At 60.8% G+C, this 20,727-nt stretch carries 19 protein-coding genes; 5 read left to right on the top strand and 14 right to left on the bottom strand.

What is annotated here, in order from left to right; genetic code table 11:
- Positions 1-143 (top strand): oxidoreductase C-terminal domain-containing protein (locus MRBLMC3_RS10400; protein WP_363828285.1); only part of this gene is annotated, 143 nt, incomplete at its 5' end.
- A 175-nt stretch (positions 144-318) separates the two neighbouring features.
- Here MRBLMC3_RS10400 and MRBLMC3_RS10395 read toward each other — a convergent pair.
- The 4 genes from MRBLMC3_RS10395 to MRBLMC3_RS10380 all read right to left on the bottom strand — a co-directional run bounded on the left by MRBLMC3_RS10395 (position 319) and on the right by MRBLMC3_RS10380 (position 5,860).
- Positions 319-747 carry a GlcG/HbpS family heme-binding protein gene (locus tag MRBLMC3_RS10395; protein ID WP_133654764.1) on the bottom strand — a complete coding sequence of 143 codons (429 nt, stop codon included), beginning with the start codon at positions 745-747 and terminating at the stop codon, positions 319-321.
- A 160-nt stretch (positions 748-907) separates the two neighbouring features.
- Entirely contained in the window at positions 908-2,356 is a 1,449-nt protein-coding gene (locus tag MRBLMC3_RS10390; RefSeq protein ID WP_363828279.1) for an NAD-dependent succinate-semialdehyde dehydrogenase, read from the bottom strand.
- A 13-nt stretch (positions 2,357-2,369) separates the two neighbouring features.
- Positions 2,370-3,653 carry a pyruvate dehydrogenase complex dihydrolipoamide acetyltransferase gene (locus tag MRBLMC3_RS10385; protein ID WP_363828276.1) on the bottom strand — a complete coding sequence of 428 codons (1,284 nt, stop codon included), beginning with the start codon at positions 3,651-3,653 and terminating at the stop codon, positions 2,370-2,372.
- A gap of 17 nt (positions 3,654-3,670) precedes the next feature.
- Complete coding sequence (locus tag MRBLMC3_RS10380; protein WP_363828273.1) at positions 3,671-5,860, bottom strand: alpha-ketoacid dehydrogenase subunit alpha/beta; 2,190 nt, start codon at positions 5,858-5,860, stop codon at positions 3,671-3,673.
- A gap of 147 nt (positions 5,861-6,007) precedes the next feature.
- Between MRBLMC3_RS10380 and MRBLMC3_RS10375 the strand changes: the two genes are divergently transcribed.
- Together MRBLMC3_RS10375 and MRBLMC3_RS10370 are read left to right on the top strand one after the other, a co-directional pair.
- Positions 6,008-6,550 carry a VOC family protein gene (locus MRBLMC3_RS10375; RefSeq protein WP_363828270.1) on the top strand — a complete coding sequence of 181 codons (543 nt, stop codon included), beginning with the start codon at positions 6,008-6,010 and terminating at the stop codon, positions 6,548-6,550.
- Positions 6,551-6,553: 3 nt separating this feature from the next.
- Entirely contained in the window at positions 6,554-7,279 is a 726-nt protein-coding gene (locus MRBLMC3_RS10370; protein WP_363828268.1) for a GntR family transcriptional regulator, read from the top strand.
- A 126-nt stretch (positions 7,280-7,405) separates the two neighbouring features.
- On the opposite strand, the gene MRBLMC3_RS10365 is transcribed toward MRBLMC3_RS10370, so the two are convergent.
- From MRBLMC3_RS10365 to MRBLMC3_RS10320, 10 genes are all read right to left on the bottom strand, one after another.
- Entirely contained in the window at positions 7,406-8,176 is a 771-nt protein-coding gene (locus MRBLMC3_RS10365) for a cyclase family protein (protein WP_133654761.1), read from the bottom strand.
- Positions 8,177-8,235: 59 nt separating this feature from the next.
- Positions 8,236-9,732 (bottom strand): purine-cytosine permease family protein, encoded by a 1,497-nt coding sequence (locus tag MRBLMC3_RS10360; protein ID WP_363735870.1) that lies wholly within the window; start codon positions 9,730-9,732, stop codon positions 8,236-8,238.
- Positions 9,733-9,855: 123 nt separating this feature from the next.
- Positions 9,856-11,037 (bottom strand): cytochrome P450, encoded by a 1,182-nt coding sequence (locus MRBLMC3_RS10355; protein ID WP_363828266.1) that lies wholly within the window; start codon positions 11,035-11,037, stop codon positions 9,856-9,858.
- 140 nt (positions 11,038-11,177) lie between these two features.
- Positions 11,178-11,558, bottom strand: a complete 381-nt coding sequence (locus tag MRBLMC3_RS10350; RefSeq protein ID WP_363755228.1) for a DoxX family membrane protein — start codon at positions 11,556-11,558, stop codon at positions 11,178-11,180.
- A gap of 110 nt (positions 11,559-11,668) precedes the next feature.
- Positions 11,669-12,061 carry a RidA family protein gene (locus tag MRBLMC3_RS10345; RefSeq protein ID WP_133654757.1) on the bottom strand — a complete coding sequence of 131 codons (393 nt, stop codon included), beginning with the start codon at positions 12,059-12,061 and terminating at the stop codon, positions 11,669-11,671.
- Positions 12,062-12,131: 70 nt separating this feature from the next.
- On the bottom strand, positions 12,132-13,325 hold the full coding sequence (locus MRBLMC3_RS10340; RefSeq protein ID WP_363735867.1) for a cytochrome P450: 1,194 nt from the start codon (positions 13,323-13,325) through the stop codon (positions 12,132-12,134).
- A 104-nt stretch (positions 13,326-13,429) separates the two neighbouring features.
- Positions 13,430-14,359 (bottom strand): N-acyl homoserine lactonase family protein, encoded by a 930-nt coding sequence (locus MRBLMC3_RS10335; RefSeq protein ID WP_363828264.1) that lies wholly within the window; start codon positions 14,357-14,359, stop codon positions 13,430-13,432.
- Positions 14,360-14,491: 132 nt separating this feature from the next.
- Complete coding sequence (locus MRBLMC3_RS10330) at positions 14,492-15,748, bottom strand: MFS transporter (protein WP_363755230.1); 1,257 nt, start codon at positions 15,746-15,748, stop codon at positions 14,492-14,494.
- A gap of 130 nt (positions 15,749-15,878) precedes the next feature.
- Positions 15,879-18,344 (bottom strand): TonB-dependent receptor, encoded by a 2,466-nt coding sequence (locus tag MRBLMC3_RS10325; protein ID WP_363828262.1) that lies wholly within the window; start codon positions 18,342-18,344, stop codon positions 15,879-15,881.
- Positions 18,345-18,474: 130 nt separating this feature from the next.
- Positions 18,475-19,728 carry a M24 family metallopeptidase gene (locus tag MRBLMC3_RS10320; RefSeq protein ID WP_363735863.1) on the bottom strand — a complete coding sequence of 418 codons (1,254 nt, stop codon included), beginning with the start codon at positions 19,726-19,728 and terminating at the stop codon, positions 18,475-18,477.
- 469 nt (positions 19,729-20,197) lie between these two features.
- On the opposite strand from MRBLMC3_RS10320, the gene MRBLMC3_RS10315 reads away from it, so the two are divergent.
- Positions 20,198-20,569: a DoxX family protein gene (locus tag MRBLMC3_RS10315; RefSeq protein WP_363828260.1), complete on the top strand. Its 372-nt coding sequence runs from the start codon at positions 20,198-20,200 to the stop codon at positions 20,567-20,569.
- A 31-nt stretch (positions 20,570-20,600) separates the two neighbouring features.
- A partial coding sequence (locus MRBLMC3_RS10310; RefSeq protein WP_363828282.1) for an NAD(P)-binding domain-containing protein occupies positions 20,601-20,727 on the top strand: 127 nt, incomplete at its 3' end.

Genomic DNA, 20,727 nt, shown 5'->3' with positions numbered 1-20,727 from the left:
GGCTCATCGCGCTCGACTGCGTCAATGCGGTCAAGGATTATGTCCAGGGCAGAGCCCATGTCATTTCCGGCGCACTGCTCGACCAGGCACAGCTCGCCAATCACAGCGTCCCGCTCAAAGAAGTGGGCGAATATTCGGCCTGAACCATTTCCCGATCAGCGGCAGGTGTCGGTCGCCCGGAATCAATGTGGAGCAGGGTCGGTCTGATTAATCAGATCGACCCTGCTCCAACAAAGCGGTTCTTCCACATAGCTGCCGGGCGACAGCCGAAGCATGGACAGTTTGGCGGCAGTCCTGTGGACTGCCGCGTGGCTAGTATCAGCCCTGTGCGACCAGACCGGCCGCTGCAATACCCGCGAGCGCCGCCGCCTCGTCATTGTCGGACGTGTCGCCGGTGATGCCGACGGCGCCCACGATCTTGCCGGCAGCATCCTTGACGATGACGCCGCCCGCCGCCGGAATGATGCCTGCCGCTGCAATGGGGCCCAGCGAAGCGACAAAGCTCGGACGCTCAGCAGCCATGTCAGCGATTGCCCGCGAGTTGATGCCGAGCGCGAGCGCACCCGAAGCCTTGCCGGTAGCAATCTGCGGACGCAGCGTCGAAGCGCCATCGGCGCGCTGGAAGGCGATCAGATGGCCGCCCGGGCACAGCACCGCGATCGACAGCGGCTTGAGGTTCAGCTCCTTGCCCTTGGCAAAGGCAGCGGCGATGATGGTATTCGCCTGATCAAGGGTGATCACACTCATGAGTAACTCCTGTTGAATTGGGGTGCCGGGAATCGAGCGGCGGGTTGTCCGGTCAACCGGTTCGACCGAACGGAGGAGCAGCGTGCCCCTCCGCTCGGCCGAACTGGATCGCAGCACAGCTTAGTTCCGGCCTGCGTCTTCACCGAATGACAGGGCAGGACTAGATGCCGGCCATGCACAGATATTTGAGTTCGAGATAGTCCGCGATCCCGTGCGATGAACCCTCTCGCCCGACGCCGGACTGCTTGATTCCACCGAACGGCGCCACCTCGTTCGAAATCAGGCCGGTGTTGATGCCGACCATCCCGCATTCAAGCGCTTCGGCGACGCGCCACACCCGACCAAGGTCGCGACTGTAAAAATAGCCGGCCAGTCCGAACTCGCTGGCGTTGGCCAACTGGACAGCCTCATCCTCCTTATCGAACAGGAAGATGGAAGCCACAGGTCCGAAGGTTTCCTCATGCGCCACAAGCATCTCGGTGGAACAGCCCGCCAGCACGGTCGGCTCGAAGAAGCTTCCGCCCAGCGCGTGCCTCTTGCCGCCCACGACCAGCCTGGCGCCCTTCGCCACCGCATCGGCGACATGCTCTTCGACCTTGACGACTGCAGCGTTGTCGATCAGCGGACCTTGCGTCACGTCTTCATCGGTTCCGCGGCCAACGCGCAAGCCCGTGACAGCCTTGGCCAGCTTCTCGATGAATGCGTCGGCCACCGCTCGCTGCACATAGATGCGATTGACGCAGACGCAGGTCTGGCCGCTGTTCCGGTATTTCGACAGCATAGCGCCCTCGACCGCCGCATCGATGTCCGCGTCATCGAACACGATGAAAGGCGCGTTGCCGCCCAGTTCCATCGACATCTTCTTCACCGTCGCGGCACTTTGCTCCATCAACAGGCGGCCGACCTCGGTCGATCCCGTGAAGCTTATCTTGCGCACGGTCGGGTTGGACGTCAGTTCGCCGCCAATCTCGCGCGACCGCCCGGTCACGACATTGAGAACGCCGTCGGGCACGCCGCTGCGCTCGGCCAGGGCAGCCAGGGCCAGAGCCGTCAACGGCGTCTGCATGGCGGGCTTCAACACCATGGTACATCCAGCGGCGAGCGCCGGCCCCGCCTTGCGCGTGATCATCGCAGCCGGGAAATTCCATGGCGTGATCGCAGCCGTGACACCGACCGGCTGCTGGATCACCACGATCCGCGCGTCCGTGCGTGGGCTGGGGATCACCTCGCCATAGGTGCGCTTGGCTTCTTCCGCGAACCATTCGATGAAGCTGGCGGCGTAGATTATCTCACCGCGTGCTTCGGCAATCGGCTTGCCCTGCTCGCTGCTCAGGATCAGCGCCAGATCGTCGGCGGCATCAAGTATCGCCTGATACCAGCGCCGCAGAATCTGCGAACGCTGTGCCGCAGTCCGTTCCCGCCAGCCGGGAAGCGCAGCCTCTGCGGCCTCGATGGCCTGCCGTGTCTCATCCGCGCCATAGTTCGGCACAGCGGCAATTTTCGCGCCGCTGGCCGGGTCGGTCACGTCGATTTCGGGTGAACCGATCCATGCACCACCGATCAAGCACTGATCTTTCAGGAGGGACGGATCCCTTAAAGGCAAAGTCATGGAAAACCTCCTATCAGAGCATCAGGCGCAAGGGCTGCTCGATGAGCGCCTTGAACGCGGCCAGGTATCGCGCACCAACAGCGCCATCGACGGCCCTGTGATCGACGGACAATGTGCAGGACATGACGGTCGCCGGCACGCAGGCGTCGCCCCGGACGACCGGCCGGCGCTCGGCAGCCCCCACTGCCAGAATGCAGCTTTGCGGCGGATTGATGATCGCGGAAAAAGCCTTCACGCCGAACATGCCCAGATTGGAAATCGTGAAGCTTCCACCCTGATATTCCGCAGGCTGAAGGAGACCGTCGCGGGCGCGCGCCGCCAGTGCCTTGACCTCTGCCGAGATGCTGGCGAGTCCGGCGCGATCGGCCTGTTTGACGATCGGCGTGATCAAGCCGCCATCGGTCGCAACCGCGACAGAGACGTCGACATTGTGGAATTGAAGGATCGCATCGTCGGTCCAGGCCGTATTCGCCTCCGGGACCTGACGAAGCGCCAGCGCGGCAGCCTTGATCACGAAATCGTTGACCGAAAGCTTGTACTGCCCCTCGCCTTGCGAATTGAGCGTTTCCCGCAGATCGAGAAGCGCATCGATCTCGCAATCCGCCTCCAGGTAGAAATGCGGGATCGTTGATTTCGCTTCGGTCAGCCGGCGAGCAATCACCTTCCTGATGTTGGTCAGTGGTATTTCGTCATGAGGCTGGTCGACCGGTGCCGCCGGGCGTGCCCGTGTCGGGCTCGACGACGGCGCCACGTCAGCCGCGGATGCGCGGGCCGGCTCCGGACGCGCTGCGGCTGCGGCCTCTATGTCCACCCGCACGACGCGACCCCGCGGCCCGCTGCCTTTCAGGCTTTCAATCTCCACGCCCTTTTCCTGGGCAAGCCGGCGGGCGAGCGGGGAAGCGGGACTGCGACGATGCGCCAGCCCATCCGTGGACGATCCTGCTGCGGCAGACACCTGCTTCGCGACAGAAGCCGGTTGGGCGGGTGCCTGTTGAGCAGGGGCCTTTTCGTCCCCGGCGACCTCTACCGCGTCGGCGCCGAGATCGTCCGCTTGTTCACCCTCGGCGAGCAGCAGGGCGATGGGTGCGTTGAGAGCAACCGTCGCTCCCTCGGCGGCAACGAGCCTGCCAATCGTACCGGCCCGCTCCGCCTCCAGCTCCATGGTCGCCTTGTCGGTTTCGATTTCGGCGATGACTTCACCGACGGCAACCGCATCCCCAACGGATTTCAGCCAGCGCGCGATGGTCGCTTCTTCCATGCCGGCGGACAAGGCCGGCATCACGATCGTATGTGGCATTGCTATTCCTCGCGCGTTCAGGCCAGGGGCCGGCCCTGGCCGGCCATTGCCAGGCGCAGCCCAGCCTCGATATCTTCCGGTCCGGCAAAGGCCGCGGATTCCAGCACCTTGGAAATGCTGGGCGACGCTTCGCTCCCGTGCACGCGCTGGACCGGCTGGTCGAGCATGTCGAAGCAGCGGTTCTGGATTTCAGCGGCCAGCCAGCCGCCATAGGAGGTGCCGTTCGCGCCCTGCTCCACGATCAGGACGTTGCCCGTCTTGTCGATCGACTGCTCGATCAGGGCCCAGTCGACCCCAGCCCGGTCCAGACTCCGCAGGTCGATCACATCGGCATCGATGCCCAGCTTCTCCACCGCCTCCAGCACTGGCCGCACCATCGCCAGATAGGTCAGGACGGTCAGATGCTGACCCGTCCGCACCCGCTTCGCCTTGCCCAGCGGGATGAAATAGTCGAGGTCGCCCACCGGCGCGGGGCCCTTGCTGTTGTACAGGTCGACATGCTCGAGCACCAGCACCGGATCCTTGCACCGCAGCGCGCTGTTCATCAGGCCCACATAATCATAAGGCGTGGAGGCGGCGACGATCCGCCAGCCCGGCGCCGTGGCGAAGATGCCGGCTGGATCCATCGAATGCTGCGACCCGTAGCCGGTGCCCATGGCAACCTTGGTGCGGAGCACGAGGGGCACTTCGCCGTCCCCGCCGAACATGTGGCGCGCCTTGCCGATCTGGTTGAACACCTGGTCAGCGGCCACCCACATGAAATCGGGATACATGAATTCGACCACGGGCACGAAGCGGCCGTCCATCGCGATCCCGCCCGCCAGGCCGACAAAGGCGTTCTCGGCGATCGGCGTGCCCAGAACCCGATCAGGGAAACTGCTGGACAATCCGCGGGTGGCGCCATTCGTGCCGCCCTTCAGGCGGTGCACGTCCTCACCCATGACGACGATGCCGTCATCCTCCCGCATGCGCCGTTCCATCACGTCGGCAACAACGTCGACGAAGCGGCTCTCGGTGATCTCGCCGGTAAACTCCTCCTGCTCCACATAGCGGACATCCTGCAGTTCGGACAGGTCGCCGCGCACACCGAAGTCACGGAAATCGGGAGAAGGCCACAGCGACGGGATAATGCGCCGTTTCCCTTCATGCTGCTCGACCAGCTCGGCTGCCGTCTCTTCCATCAGCGCCGCGGCGCGCGCCCTCAGCGAAGCAACCTGCTCATCGCCGATCAGCTGGCGAGCCGCCATTTCCGCCGCGACCCGGTCAATGGGATCGCGCGCGCGCCAGGCCTTTTCCTCATCCTTGCTCCGATATCCGAAGGCGCTGCCGGGCAGTGGCCCGTTCTGGTGAAAATAGCGATAGACGTCGACTTCGATGATGGTCGGACCTTCGCCCGCGCGCATCGCCTTCACCGCCGCTTCGGACGCCAGATATACAGCGAGCGGATCCATGCCATCGACTTTCCAGGCGGGGATGCCGAAAGCCAGCCCGCGCGAGGACAGCCTCGGCTCAGCGGTCGCCTCCTCCACCGTGGTCGAAACCGCATAGCGGTTGTTTTCGATGAAGAAACACAGCGGCAGCTTCCACGCCGCCGCCAGGTTCATCGTTTCCAGCACGGACCCGATGTTGACCGCGCCGTCGCCGAAATAGGTGAAGGCCACATCACCGGTGCCAGCGCGCTTGTGCGCCCAGGCGGCACCCGCCGCTCCCGGAACGCCGCCACCGACAATCGCATTGGTGCCAAGGTTGCCCGATTCCGCCCAGCGCAGGTGCATGGAGCCGCCCCGGCCCTTGCAATAGCCACGCGCCAGCCCGAGGATTTCGGACATCGTGCGATCAGCGATCGTCCTGACGTCATCGCCGAACGGAGCCGCGGATTCCAGTCCCTGCGGCGCGACATAATGCAGCGCTTTCGCCAGGAACTGGTGGTGCGCGCGATGCGAACCGTTGATCTGGTCGGAACCGCGCATGGCAAGCACCGATCCGACGGCGCCCCCTTCCTGCCCGATCGCAGAATGGGCGGGGCCGTGGACAAGGCCCTGCCCCGCCAGTTCCAGCACCTTCTCCTCGAACGCGCGGATCAGCACCATCGACGTCAACATCGAGTCGAGCAGCTTGGGATCAGCAGCTGCCCACGCGGCGGAATTGGTGGCCAGCGACACCCATGGAGTGATCGGCTGCAAAGGCTCAGTGATGATTGCGTTCACGGTGTATCCTATCCGGTCATCTTGCGCAGCCGAACAACCATGGCGGCGGGGAAATGTCAATGATTGGATCCTATCTTGGCATTTTTTCTTGACTGATCCATCGATTTTGCACAATTTTCCATGAATAGAATCCAATTGGAGACATTCATGGAACATCGCGGCGGGCTTCCGGGGCTGAGGGGCGTGGAGCATATCGGGTTCACGGTACCGGACCTTGAAGAGGCCACGCGCTTCTTCGTCGACGTGATCGGATGCGAATATTTCTATTCACTCGGACCGATCGAGGATGCCGAGGGCGATTGGATGGTCCATCACCTCAATGTTCCCGCCCGCACCCGCGTGCGCGAGTTGCGCTTCTTCCGATGCGGCTTTGGCCCCAATTTCGAGATTTTCGAATATGACGGGGACGGCCGGAACGCGGTGCCGCCCCGCAATTGCGATGTCGGCGGCCATCATCTCGCCTTCTACGTCGATGACTTCGATCTCGCGCTGGCGCATCTGAAGCGGCACGGGCTGCGCATTCTGGGCGAGCCGACCGTCCGCGCCACGGGGCCCAGCGGGGGGCAGACATGGGTCTATTTCCTCACGCCCTGGGATATGCAACTGGAGTTGGTGAGCTTTCCGGGAGGCAAGGGCTATGAGTCGACTACCACCCGACGGTTGTGGCACCCTGCCGATCCGGCCGCCTGAGGAGTGGAGACGATCGACAGGACAGCACCCGCGGAAACCAGCACGCATGAGACGTCGCTTACCACCGACCGCGTTACGGAAGGCATACGCGCGCTGATCCTCGCGGGTGAACTGCCCCCTGGCAGCCGTATCGGTCAGGAAGAGCTCGCCGCCCGCTTCTCGGTAAGCCGGATTCCCGTGCGCGTCGCGCTCGGCCGGTTGGAGAGTGACGGGCTCGTCGTGCTGAAACCGAGCAGCGGCGCCTGGGTGGCGAGGGTCGACCTGGCGGAATGCCTCGAAATCTACATGATCAGGGAACGGCTGGAGCCCCTGGCCCTGGCGCAATCAATCCCTAACATGACCGACGAACACATAGATCTGCTCGAGCGGCTGGTTGAAGACATGGCCGCATCAACGGACACCGAAACCTTCCTCAAACTGGATCGCATGTTTCATCTGGCGTCCTATGCGGACGCTGGAATGAAGCAGTTGCTCGCGATGATCGAGCGCTTCTGGAACACGACGCAGCACTATCGCCGCGCGTTCACCAGCCTGCTGGGTCGCGAACGCAACTGGATCATACATGCAGAACACAGGCTCATGGTCGATGCCATAAGGCAGCGTGACACGGAGGGTGCGGCGCATTTGCTGACGGAGCATATCCGTCGTACCCGGTGCGAACTGGCTCAGTGCGCGGATATGTTTCCCAATCCCGAATCGCCCCGCAAAAGACGTCGGAAAAGCGTATAGCGGCGACTTAACGATATTGGTGGAATGAAGTCTAATATCGGCTGAATCTGCCAGTTTTCACTGCTGCTTATGTCAATCCAGCCGGCGGCCGCCAGCAAGTTCTGACGGCCGCCGATATGGTACAACTCAGCGCTCGACCAGCGCCAGAACGCGGCAGGGGCTGCCCGAACCGTTCTTGATCTTGAGCGGCGGTGTGATCAGCATTGCCCCGGTAGGCGGCAGGAGGTGCAGGTTGTTCAGGCTCGACAGGCCGAACTTGTTGTTTCCATGCATGTTGTAGTGGCACGGCAGCGGTTCCGCAAAGGTGGAGGACTGCCCTGAGTCCGTGCCCACCGGCTCTGTTCCCACACCGATAACATCGCGCTCCTTCGCCAGGAACTTGGCAACCTCGGGATGGTTGCCCGGCCAGTGGCCGCCATCTTCACGGACGTTCAGAAATGCGTCGGTATAGTTGCGCGATGCCCAACCCGTGCGGATCAGTGCCCAGGATCCTGCGGGGATGCGGCCATGTTCGGCTTCCCACTTCTCGATGTCCTCGACGGTGGTGAGATAGTCTTCATGGACGCGATCGGTAATGTCGATGACGCAGGCGGGAGCGATGAACCGCTTCACGGGAATCGTGTCGACCGCACCATCCTCGTAATGCCGGCCGGAAATCCAGTGGACGGGCGCATCGAAGTGCGTGCCGGTATGCTCGCCGCAGCTGAAGTTGTTCCAGTACCAGTCCGGCCCACGCTCATCGAAGCGGGAAATCTCTTCCATGTGGAAAGGCCATTGCTGATGATTGGGCTCGGGAAGCGGAATGATCGGCGTGCGTTCCTCCAGCGTGTGCGTCAGGTCGACGACCTCGACGCTGCCCGCCGACAAAGCCTGGGCCAGTTGTTGCAAGATTGCCATCGTTAGTCTCCTTGGTAGGTCTATTGTCTCTGGAAATTCACCGACGCTTTCGACGCCGGTCAGCCTGTTTCGCCATCCGAAATCGCCACCGCGTCACCAAGCCGCCGGGGCGCCGCGCCAGGTTCAAGGACGGCCGCGGAAGAATGCGGAAGGCTCGGCTTCAGCACCGTGGTGCGCAGGATCGGATAGATGATCATCGACAGGAACAAGGTCATGACAGCCTCGATCGGCACGATCTTCGCGAGGACATAGTGCACAAGGCCGACCGAAGCGACCAGGGTCACGACACCGGCCCAGTTGATGTTCTCAGGCGTCTCTGGGACGATCGTCGATTCCTTCCCCAGCCACGCCTTGACGACATAATAGTCCGCCACGATGATGCCCGCGAAGGCCGTTACGATGACACCGAGGAACGTGACCCAGAGTTCGATCAGTTCGAGGAGATGCCCATAGAGCATGAGCAGCGCGATGATGTTGGCCAGAATGACGAAGGTCAGTCGCCCCATCCTCAGGTTCAACGCGTCGAACAGGTTCGAGAGCGAAAGAGACGCGCTATAATTGTTGAGAACCTGTGTCTTCCCCTGCGCCAGAACGAGTAGGATTGCCCCAAACGCGCCGCCCAGGACGACGAACGCAGCAACGATGCTGTCCGGATTTTGCAGAGACGCCTTCTGCGCCGCCTCCACCGTCATGCCGGTGTGGTTGACATAATAATCCACCAGCGCCGGCCCACCGGCATACATGATGATCCCGCCAACGCAGAGCATCAGCAGGACGGACAGCACGCCGAACGTCGTCGACACGCCGGCATCAACCGAGCGGCGCGCATATCTGGCAATATCCGCACCGAAAAGCGCCATGCCACAGGCGGCTCCGAACAGGACGTTGACGGCAAAGATGAATTTGCCCATCTCGCTGCCCGCCCCCATCTGCTGCAACGCGTCCGGGGAAAATTGCGATCCGAACGAGAGCAGTTCACCAACGGGCTGCTTGCCTCCGGATACCACCAGATAAGTGATATAGGCCAGCACAGCCAACGACAGTGTCAGCGTGACCGACGAAGCCTTGGCGATCAGTTTGAAGCCGTATGATGTCAGCAGGATCCAGGCCAACGTCATAAGTCCGTAGATGACGATACGGGTCGTGACGGTGTCCGCAAGCTCGAAATAGAATATGAAGCCGCGATACAGAAGGGCATTCTCAAGCGCGAGAAAGCCGATGATCATAAAAGAGAAAATGAGGGAAGCGACGACCGAGCCGCGACGACCGAAGGCGAAATAGCGCGAGAGCACTGTGCTGGAGAGGCCCGTACGATAGGCGACATGGGCGCTGGCCCAGCTCAGCGGGATGCACACGATCGCAACGATGACGCCGGCCAGAAGCGCGAGTTTGAAACCCGCGACAAATGTCACCAGCGCGCCGAAGAACAACTGCACCAGCGAAACCACCACGCCTGCCGTGTTCCATGACAGGGCCAACCATCCCTGACGGGCGTCGTCCGGCACGCGTTCAAGGGCGTGGTCCTCGATGGTTTCCGAAAGGCTTTCAGCGCTCACTGCAGAAGTCCCTTCGTCAGGTTGCTCACTTGCATCGAATACCCCTTCGCGGGCCAAGGTTGGTAAGAAACCTCGTCGGCCCGATCCACGGTAAGGCCGTGGATCGGGCCGACCGGTGGCAGTTTATTTCACCGCATGCGCGGTCAGCTTGAGCGATTTGTAACCGCGCAGGACGTTGTTCAAAATGCGCTCTGCATCGTGAAGCTCGAACCGCTCGACCCGGGGTATCAATGCCGAGAGTATCGCCGACATTTCCAGTCGGGCGAGGTTTGCGCCCATGCACATGTGAATGCCGTGGCCGAAGCCCACCTGCTCGGCGGCTCGGCGCGTGATATCGAACCGTTCCGGGTCTTCCCAATGCCGTTCATCGCGATTCGCGGATGCAAACAATATAAGGACCCGATCACCCTTGTTGAGCCGTTGATCTTCGACCGAAAAATCGTCCGTCAACACGCGGGTAAAGCCCTGCGCCGGCCCCTCGAGCCGCATGGCTTCGTTGATCGCGTTAGGGATCTGCGATGGGCTCGCGCGCAGCTTGTCCCACTGGTCGGGGTGCTGCGCGAACAGGGCGATCATGCTGCCCGTTGCAAGAATGGTCGTGTCGAGGCTCGGGCCGAGATAATCGCCCATGACCGGTCCGACCTGCTCGGGGCGGAGCTCACCAGCCTCTGCCGCTTCGTACAGCTTGGCAACCCAGCTGCCAGGTTTCACGCGATCGGCGGTGCAACTGCGTGCATAGGTCACCATCTCTTCCATGATCGGAAACGCCGCCTCGGTTCGCTCAACGCCCCTTGGACCAAAGGAGTTGAACACCGCGCTCGCCCATATGAGCATCCGTTCACGCCCTTCCTCGGGCAGACCGACCAGTTCAGAGACCACTGTAACGGGCAGAAATGGCGCGAGTTCGGCCGCGGCATCGAAATCACCCTTCGCAACCAGGCTCTCGACCAGCTCTTCCGCGAGGCTGTACAGGCGCTGGCGGAGCTCGGCCAATCGGGCGGGCGCGAGCGGTCGACTGACAATCGAACGCAGTTCGCTATGGTAAGGGGCATCCGTGAAGAGCGTGCTGCCCATGATCGCCTTGTTCATCAGGTCGTTCATTGCAACGCCGCTGCCTGAGGAAAATAATGCGTTGTTCTTCAGGGCCGCCTGCACGTCCGCAAACCGCGACATGACGTAGAGGTCATATTTGGGAAGACGCACGATCGGCGCGGTGTCCCGGAAAATTCGATAGTTCTCGAACGGATTGGCCAGCGCCTCCGGTGCGAAAACATCGACGTCCACGTCAGGAATATTGACTGCCATATCGGTACTCCGGGATTTATTTCAGATTGACAGCGGCTTCTCCGCAGCGGCGATGGGCGTCGTCGCGAACGGGCCTGCACCACTTGACTGCGCGCTCGGTTGCCTCAGTACCTGAGCGGGGTGTTCGATGTGCCTACACCTTACGCCTGACTGTGAAGCCCGACGATGATGCAGCACAAACCCCAGAACATGTGAAACTCGCAACCACCCAGGTTCCAGACCCAACGTCCCTTGGAGACTTTGAACGCTGCCAACCCCGCGCAGATCATGAAGATGCCGCCCAGCCACGCTGCGTAGAATACGTAGATTCCCAGTACCAAACCGAGCAGTACGAGCGTCTGAACGACCAGCGCAGTCCGCACAAAAAGCCACGCGGGTTTGAGCCCAGCGGCCTCGAAAAAGCCGAAGACGGCATCCTTGGCAGTAAACTGTGCAAGGATGTGGGGAATAAACAGGAGACCACAGATAATGCGAAGTTGAACTATAGCGTCAGTGAGATCCGGAAAAACGATGGCGTTCACAATACCCTCCCAGTGTACCGCCTCAAATTCGCAACATTGAGGCCTTCCCCGCTCGAAATGCCTGCATTTGCCCCTGGCCAGTGTTGCGGCCAGGGGCAAATGCGAAGCGATCAGTCGACCTTTGCCGCGATGGCTTCCATCTCTACGACCCAGTTGGGATTGGCGAGCGCCGACACCACAACCCAGGTCGAGGTCGGTAGGTAACCTTCAGGCAGGTACTTCTTCCGGTGCGGCGCCAGGAAGCGGATAGCGCTGGCATCGGTCGAATAGACGTTGAGGTGAACCAGGTTTTCCGGACCCATGTTCGCTTCGGCGAGAATGGCCAGAACGTTCTTCCAGATTTCCTCGTGCTGCGCCTCGAAACCCTCAGCCAGAGTTCCGTCGGGCCGGATGCCCGCCTGTCCAGCGATCGACAGGATGCGCGCACCGGCCGGAATCTCGACCGAATGGCTATATGCCCCCACCGGGTTGGCGATCGACTGGGGATTTCTAACTACAAACATGATATCCATCCTTTTGTAAATTGAAGAGTTTGGGATTGAAGATCGGGTTTAGTTGCCGTGCGGTCGTCCTCTAACCACCTGACAACGGGACCAAGCGGAGCGAAAGCTTCTCGAAACCGCGCAGGATGGCGTTGTCGGCTCGCTTGGCATCGATCAGTTCGATCGCCCTAACCTTGCCGACGAGCGCCGTGAGCATCGCGGTGATTTCCATCAACGCCAGGTTCATACCCACGCACCGGTGCGCCGAATGCCCAAAGCCGATGTGATCCGTACTGTCGCGTTCGATCTGGAAACGGTCCGGATTCTCGAAGCGACGGGGATCGCGATTGGCCGAGGCATAGATGACGAATATGCGCGAACCGGCCTTGATCGGGGTGCCGTCGATCTCCGTGTCCTCCGTTGCCACGCGCGAGAAGAACTGTACCGGGCTCTCGAGCCTGATGGCTTCGTGAATGGCGCGCGGAATAAGACTGGTGCGGGACCGCAGCAGCTCCCACTGGTCCGGGTTGTTTGCCAGCAGCCACAGCAGGTTAGACATCGCGAAGATCGTCGTGTCGAGCGATGGCATGAGATAACCCTGCAGCATGCTAAGAAACTGCTCGTAGTCGATCTCGCCGCTCACCGATGCCTCGTGCAGCTGGGCGGACCAGCTGCCGGGCCGCAGCCTGCCAGGCAGGCTGGGGTCAGCGATGTAGCCCATCATCTCGCCGATCGTGGCCAGCGCCGGAGCCGTGCCGGGCATGATATCGGGGGCCATGCCATTGAAACTGGCGGCAGCCCAGGGAAGCATGCGGTCGGTGGCATCGTCAGGCATCCCGACCAACTCGGTAACTACCGAGAGCGGCAGGTGACAGGAGATCTGGGACACCGCCTCTACCTCGCTACCGTTTGCCAGGATGCGCTCGACCTGCCGTGCGCTGAGCTCGGAGAGCATGTCGCGCATCGGGGCGAGCCGCGCCGGCGTCAACGGGCGGCCGAGGATCGCGCGCAGGCGGGTGTGCTCCGGCGGGTCGGTGCCGACGATCGACCCCGCCATCGCTGCATTCATCGCGGCATTTTGCACAACGCCTTGCGCAGACGAGAAGACCCGCTGATCGGCGAGGACCCGGCGCACGTCGGCGAAGCGGCTGACCGCGTAGAGATCGAGCGTCCGCAGGTGCACGACAGGGCCCATCTCCCGTAGTTCTTCGTAGAACGCGTAGGGCTCTAGCCGCCGTTCAAGCTCGAACGGATTGACATCCGAAATGGGGATCGAAGCCACCATAGTCTTAGTCCTCAAAACAGTTTGACATTCATCATGCGGCGCATTCCGGTTTGCGCGCTGTTCGGTCTTCCCGGATTCGACAGCATGAACGGGCGATCGACTCCTCAGGTGTGAATGATTTTCTGGGCAGATAGGTCAGGCCGCCTTGTGGTGTCGCCCTGACGCAGGTTGACCTCCGCGATCGGATTCCCACTCGGTGCCACCCATGAATTATGGCGATCCCACACCTTGGGATCGTGCCCAGGAATGACCCGGTCGATCTTCTGCTTCAACGTCTCCCGAATCTGGCGGAAGACGCTCAGCTGGTTCATCACGTTGCCCTGATGATAGCCCGAAGGCCACATGCTCTCGATGTTCGAATACCAGTAGACAACGTCGCCAACGACGGCGAACGGGCCATTGCGGGTCTGCACCTCGAACCATTGGCTACCGAAAGTGTGGCTATCCTTGGCCAGCCGCGCCGTGATGCCCGGCAGAACTTCCTCGTCACCGCGAATGAAACGCACGCGCCCCTCGGCTACGCCTTGTGCGGCGCGGATCAGATCCTGGGGATCGAACGACGAAAAGATAAAAGCCCTTTCCTCTTCGGTCTCATACTGGTGAGCGGAGCACACAATGTCCGACCAGCCGAGATATTCGTCGATCTGGATGTACAGCTTGGCATTGGGAAACGCCTCGAAATTTCCAATGTGATCGAAATGCATGTGGGTAACCAGGATCACCTCGACATCTTCGGGCGCGAAACCGACGCGGGCCAGCACGTCACGCGGCTCCTCCCAGCTGGCAAACCCGTATTTCGCCGCCCAATGGTCATTGCGAAAACCGCAATCGACCAAGGCGACGTGCTGTTTGCCGCCGACTTCGCCGCCGACCAGCAATGTGTAGATCATTGGCACGCGAATTGTGCCCATATTGCTGAACTTGATGGAGCCACCAAAGAAATCTTGCGGCATTTCCGACTGACAATATGCCAAAGGCCAGATCGAGTAATCGGTATCAAGCCGCGGCCCGAGACCAATGATTGGGGTACTCATTGCACAAAACTCCCGGATATTCTGTCGAGCGAATAGTTATAAACCCATCTTGACGAAGACGCTGGCCCAATCTGCCCGGCGCATATGCGAGGTCGAGCCAAACGCCTCATCGAGCAAACATGGCGGGCAAGGTCAGCCATCTGCGATTGCTTCCTCGCTCCACCGTGGACTTTTCTGGCGCTTGCGCGGTGCGGTTTCGACCAGGCCGCACATCAGGACAGCACCAAGCATCAGCCCACCGAGCGCCAGATAGAGCATATACTGGATCCCGAAGGTTCCGATGATATAGCCGGCGAGAAGCAGCGCCACGCCGCCTCCGAAGATCTCCCCGACACCGATGATCAACCCCGAAGCAGTAGAGAGCATCCCCGGGGGAGCGGACTCTGCGGCGACTGGCCCGGTGAGCAGAGAGAGAACCCCGAAGCTGGAAGCGGTCGCTCCGAACAGCGAGGCAAACAGATAGCCTGGCTGCGCACCCAGCGTGATGAAGCAATAGGTGAATGCAGCGCCACCCGCGAAGCCGATGATCGCCATCACCCGGCGGCCAAAGATGTCCGACAAGGCCGGGAGCATCCAAAGGCCGACAAATCCGCCAAAACCGATGGCCGAGGTCACAAGCCCCACCTGCATCGACGGCAACTTCAAATATTCGGCCAGATAGATTGGCACATTCGCGCTGACCACGAAAATGCCACACATCGCGCAGAGCAAACCGACCATTGCAAGGCGGATGTTACGCACCATGAGGACCTCGCGGATCGATGTCGGCGGTGCGGGCGTGCCAATGGTCTTCTGGTTCTGGCCGGGTTCCCTGATAACCTTCCACAACAGAATCGTGAGAATGATGCCAGGCAGTCCGACAATGGCAAAAACCCCACGCCACGACGTGAAGCCGAGCAGCCAGGTCGCGAGAATGGGACCAATCCCCAATCCGAACAAGGCGAACATGCTCTGCTGCAGGCCTTGATTGAACCCTATGCGGGAGGGCCTGGATGCTTCCGCAGTCGCCGCGAAGCTCACCGGACAAAAGGCACCTTCCGACACGCCCATCAGACCGCGGATCAAAAGCAGACTGGTGAAGCCACCAGCCAGACCACTGAACGCAGAAGCGAGCGAGAAGATAAGAAGAGCCGGCAGCATGACCTTGCGACGACCGATCCGGTCCGAGAGGTTGCCCATGGCAACTGCGGCCACGCCCCAGGTTACACCCAAAATGGCGATCAGGACATTGATGAGCGGCAGGCTGATCCCAAGGTCCCGCATGATGGCGGGCGCCAGCGGAGCGATGATCCAGCGGTCCAGCCCCACAAGGCCGAATCCGAGGCTCAGCAGCGCCACGGCCTTCCACTCGTAACCCGGATCGTAATCGCTGGCCGGATAACCTGCCATCACCGCCTCCTTCTAGTGCCCGATCGCCTTATGTCCCGGCCGGTCGCCAGACCGGCCGGGACGCTCATCCATACTTTCATCGCGCTGTTTCTTCTTTTCCGGGCGCGAACCGTTTTCACGACTGATGCAATCAGAAGTTGTAGCGCGCGCCGAGCTGGAAGAAGCGGGGCGGCTTGTAGGAAACCTCGTTGCAACCGCAGAAAGTCGCCAGGTCGAAGCCCTGGACACCCTGGTGCACGTTGGTGAGGTTCCTGATGCGAAAGTTGAGCTCCCAGCTTTCGTTCGACCAGCCAAGACCGGCATTGACCATCACAGTCCTGCCAAACTTGTCCGCGTCGAAATTGCGGAGGTTGTAGAAGAAGGGATCGGTATAGCTGGCGTCGCCCTGAACCGACAGCTTGCCGCCAAGGGCTTCCCATTCATACCGAAGGATGGCGCTGCCCTGAAGCGGCGGCGCATAGTTGGGCTGGACGTCGCGACTGATCGGACCTCCGGCACGAAGCGGCACATCCTTCACCTTCGCATCGAAGTAGGACACGGCAAGCCCGACATCGAGGCCCCTGACCGGCGAGGTGAACAGGTTGGCTTCGCCACCGATCGTTCTCGCGTCGGCATTGATGACGATGCCGCCAACGCCGGAGAAGAGGAATGCCTGATAGTTCTTGTAATCATAGTAGAATGCGGATGCGTTGAACCGGGTCTTGCCGTCCGGGAAGGTATATTTGATGCCGCTCTCATAGTTGGTGAGAGTTTCCGCCTTGTAGGGAAGCGCGCTGGTGGGAACCGGCAGACCGCCCGGAACGGGAGCGTTGTAGCTGCCCGCCTTCACACCGCGGTTGATGCCTGCATAGAGGAGCAGATCCGGGTTGACCTGGAAGTCGAGCTGGACCTTGCCTGCCCAAAGCGTCTTCTTGGACTTGTCCGAATAACCGGTCGGCCCGTTCGGACCGAATATCGGGCCGATGACGATCGGTGTCCCGATCTGCGTCTCACGCGAGTCAGTGGTGCCCCATATTCCCTGGAAGAAGCTCATATCCTTCTGTTCGCGAATGATGCGCGCGCCGGTGATCAAGGTGAGTTGCGGGGCGATGTGCCAATCCAATTGGCCAAAGGCCGAGTAGGAATTAGTCTTCAGCGTCGCATCGGCGCCGACATCAAATGGCGCCCCCGGCACAACGCTGCCCACGGGGAATTTCAGTCCCGAACGCGAGTTCGCCTTGATGTGCAGATAATAGAGCCCCGCCGTCCAGTCGACGAGATCGGTCTTCCCTGACAGGCGGACTTCCTGGCTGAAGGTGGAAGCGCGAACGCCCTGATACACGCCGGACTGGTTGCCCGGTCCAGAATCCGTGTCCACGAAAGCGATCTTGTAGAAATGCTTGTAGTCGCTCACCGCCGCCAATTTGACGCTGTCGCTCAAGTCGAACTCGCCATTCAGGTTGACGCCCCAGGTCCTCACGCGCCCATGATCGCGGAAGGCAAAGTCGCTCGACGTGCGAGGGCCGCTGCCATCGGGATCCTTGTAGCCGAAGAAGTCGCCGCCGGGGACCGGACGGCCAAAGGGAGCACCGAAGCTGCCGGTGTTGCCGGGGTCCGAACCGCCATCGGAACCGTCAGCCGCAATCGAAGCGCGCGTTTCGTTCGGGCCGGCATTCAGGACGTTCACCAGTTCGCCCGCAGCATCGAACACACCGATCGTTGCCTTCTGCTGATACGGCGCCGTTGCCATCCGGGTTCTCGCCGCATTGACGGACAGCAGCACGCGGGCGCTGTCATTGGGCTCGAACAAGGTGGTCATGCGTCCTGCGAGCGTATCGTCATCGCCCATATTGGCGCCGGCGCCCGGACCAGGCGAACCACCAACCGCGCCCGCCGGATATTCGTTGCGCAGCCAGGGCTGAGCTTTGTTCCACATGACGGCGAAACGCGTCGCCATCATGCTGCCCATCGGCAGGTTGATCGCCGCTTCACCGTGGAACGCACCGGGCGTGCTCAGCGAGTCATAGAGCCCGTAATTGACGTCGACAAAGCCCTCGACCTTGTCCAGATTGGGCTTGCGCGTGATGTAGCGGACAAGGCCGCCGGTCGCGTTGCGGCCGAACAGCGTGCCCTGCGGCCCCTTCAGCACTTCGACGCGGTCGATATCGAACAGGGCGAAAGTCTGGCCCTGGCCGATCGCGATGTAACCATCGTCCAGATAAACCGCATTCGGCGCCTCGACGATATCGTTGAAGTCATTCTGGGTCACGCCGCGGATCGTGTACTGGCTGTTCTGGCCAGCAAGCGCGCCACCGAGATGCACGCCCGGCGTAAGCCCCGCCAGTTCGCGTGAATCGGTCACGTTGAGCGCGCGCAACTGTTCGCCGGAATAGGCGGTGATGGCGATACCCACCTTCTGGATGCTCTGCTCGCGACGCTGCGCCGTCACGATGATCTCGCCCGACAAGGCCGAGCCGCCCGTGTCCGCATGATCTTGAGCCGCTTGATCCTGCGCGGGGGCGGCGGCGGGCTCGTCCTGCGCCAATGCAGGGCTGGCGAGCGCGCCAATTGCAACTGCGCAAAGTAGGCTTGTTCGGATTCTAAGATCTTTCCTCATTATTATTCCCCTTAAAGTTATAATAAGACCCAACTTCCCCCTGCGAGAACCGAACTTTTTGTTATTTATCAATCAAACCAAATATTCGTACCCGTTCATTATTTCTCATCAAGGTGCTCAACATGGGAGACTAGAAAATCTCGCATCCCGGCAGGCCGCAGGAAATGAGTCGGTCCGACGGGAAGTTCGTAATGATTTCGCAACCGTCCTTGGTAACAACCACTTCTTCCTCGATGCGGGCAGCACCCGATCCGTCTTCGGCGCCGCACCAGGTTTCAAGCGCGAACACCATGCCTTCGCGCAGTGGCTGGTTCTGACCGCGATAGCGCTTGGAAATGATCGGCCGCTCCCACAGCGACAGGCCCACGCCGTGACCATATTGCAGGAGAAACGCCTCTGCCTCGTCGCGATAGCCGAATTCGGTGGCATCCGGCCAAACATCCGCAATCTCGTCAGGCGTGACACCCGGCCGGATCATGTCGATCGAGGCGCTGATCCATTTCGACGCCTTCTCATAGGCATCGATCTGATATTTGTTGGGCTCCCCGCAAATGAAGGTCCGGTAGTAACAGGTCCGGTAGCCGTTGAACGAATGCATGATGTCCAGGAACACCATGTCGCCCGGCTGGATCATGCGATCGGAAAATGTGTGCGAGTGCGGGCGGCCGCGTGGACCCGACACCGAATTGACACATTCAACGCGTTCCGACCCCATGCGGAACAGACGGTCATTGGCGATCGCCACAAGTTCGTTTTCGCGCGTGCCGGGCCGGATCGCCTTGGCGATGTCCACATAAGTGGCGTCGACCATCGACGCAGCCATCTTGAGCAATTCTATCTCGTCCGGCGTCTTGATTTCGCGGGCGTCCAGCAGTGCCTGCTGACCGTCGACCACTTCGATACCCTCGGCCTCGAGCGCCCGGAGCATCGGAAGTTCCATGATATCGATGCCGAGCGGCTGCTTTTCGATCCCGAAATGAACGAGCGCCTTCTTGATCTGCTTTGCGAAATCGCCCTGCACGTTCATCCATGGCGGGAGTCCACCTTGCATGGTCGAGATCGGCGCGGCCACATTGTCCGCGATCCACGGCGACGACAACCGCTTGGCGGGCGGCGCCGGATCCCAGAGGAACGGAGGCCCTTCGGCCGGGCAAAGCGCATAGCGCATGAACTTGTCGCGCGCCCATTCGCCGATATGCGTACCCGTAACATAGCGGATATTGTCGAAATTGAAGCACAATACCGCACCAAGGCCCGCGTGACGTACTGCCTCCTGCGCCCGCTTCAATCTTGCCTTGAACAAGCGGTCGTAATCGATGCCGCGCTCCCAGTCTTTAGCCTGGGTGCCGAAGCTTGCGCCAGCATGTGGTCGATTATACTTCATTATCAGCTTTCCCTTTCGGACGCCTAAAGCGTAATTCCGACATGCGATCACATTAGATCGCTAATCCAATATTTCGACAAATACTTCTAATTCGTGGATTTCATTAATTCTAAGGCAAAATCAGCGGACGATGATTGCGGGTTGAGGCGAAAGACATCCCTAACCCTCTAAGCCATTCCTGACTGCAGCCTTCGACTTCATGAACCTCCCTATGAGCTTGCCTTGGCCGGCGCCTTGATGCCGTCGTGAGTAATTTCGCACGAATGAAACTTACAGGCATTAAATTTCGTTAGTTTTGGCCTTTGAGCAAAGTTTGTCGATTTTTCTTGCGCTGTCAAGCGCCTCTCCATATTAAATTATGCCAGCCCCGCCCTTGGACGCCGAAAAGCGAACAGAGTGGGATCGTGGCAGCATGATCTGGGCGGATAATGGCGGGCCGGCGTGCCCAAAGGCAGTGGAGGAATGCGCCGTGGACAGCGCCTTCGACATGACGAATGGCTATGCCGTGCTGAGGGTCTTGTGCGGCGCCTTCTTCATCCCTCATGTGGTGGGGAAAATCACTGCGCGTCAGGCCTCGGTAGCCTTCTTCAAGCAGGCCGGCCTGAACCCGCCCCAGTTCTGGTCCTATGTGGCCATGGGACTCGAGATTGTACTGGCAGCCTGCCTGATGCTCGGCATCCTGCCGGTTTACGCCGCTTATCTCGGGTGCGTTTACCTGCTTGTCGCCGCAGCCGCGAACTTCAAAGTTTCGCGCCGGTGGTTATGGCATATTGGCGGGAGCGAATGGCCAGTGTTCTGGGCGCTATGCTGTGCGGTTGTCGGTTATTACGGCTCGCATTGATGGACGGGCGCGGTGGACACGGAGTTTTGAGATGAAGGTAGTTTTCATAGGTCTTGGACGCATGGGGCAGGCGATGGCCCGGCGGCTGCTGGATGCGGGCCATGACCTTGTGGTGTGGAACCGCACGCCGGATCGGCTGCGCGAACTGCTTGACCTGG

The sequence above is a fragment of the Sphingobium sp. LMC3-1-1.1 genome, from assembly GCF_040676285.1.
GTDB lineage: Bacteria > Pseudomonadota > Alphaproteobacteria > Sphingomonadales > Sphingomonadaceae > Sphingobium.
The sequence above is the reverse complement of the archived record's forward strand: the minus strand, read 5'-3'. Positions and strand labels throughout refer to the sequence as shown.

Coding starts and splice junctions, on each gene's coding strand:
- MRBLMC3_RS10365 (WP_133654761.1), bottom strand. CDS start 8,176: ATGGCAATCTTGCAACAACTGGCCCAGGCTTTGTCGGCGGGCAGCGTC.
- MRBLMC3_RS10325 (WP_363828262.1), bottom strand. CDS start 18,344: ATGAGGAAAGATCTTAGAATCCGAACAAGCCTACTTTGCGCAGTTGCA.
- MRBLMC3_RS10395 (WP_133654764.1), bottom strand. CDS start 747: ATGAGTGTGATCACCCTTGATCAGGCGAATACCATCATCGCCGCTGCC.
- MRBLMC3_RS10375 (WP_363828270.1), top strand. CDS start 6,008: ATGGAACATCGCGGCGGGCTTCCGGGGCTGAGGGGCGTGGAGCATATC.
- MRBLMC3_RS10390 (WP_363828279.1), bottom strand. CDS start 2,356: ATGACTTTGCCTTTAAGGGATCCGTCCCTCCTGAAAGATCAGTGCTTG.
- MRBLMC3_RS10320 (WP_363735863.1), bottom strand. CDS start 19,728: ATGAAGTATAATCGACCACATGCTGGCGCAAGCTTCGGCACCCAGGCT.
- MRBLMC3_RS10345 (WP_133654757.1), bottom strand. CDS start 12,061: ATGTTTGTAGTTAGAAATCCCCAGTCGATCGCCAACCCGGTGGGGGCA.
- MRBLMC3_RS10385 (WP_363828276.1), bottom strand. CDS start 3,653: ATGCCACATACGATCGTGATGCCGGCCTTGTCCGCCGGCATGGAAGAA.
- MRBLMC3_RS10330 (WP_363755230.1), bottom strand. CDS start 15,748: ATGGCAGGTTATCCGGCCAGCGATTACGATCCGGGTTACGAGTGGAAG.
- MRBLMC3_RS10355 (WP_363828266.1), bottom strand. CDS start 11,037: ATGGCAGTCAATATTCCTGACGTGGACGTCGATGTTTTCGCACCGGAG.
- MRBLMC3_RS10335 (WP_363828264.1), bottom strand. CDS start 14,359: ATGAGTACCCCAATCATTGGTCTCGGGCCGCGGCTTGATACCGATTAC.
- MRBLMC3_RS10340 (WP_363735867.1), bottom strand. CDS start 13,325: ATGGTGGCTTCGATCCCCATTTCGGATGTCAATCCGTTCGAGCTTGAA.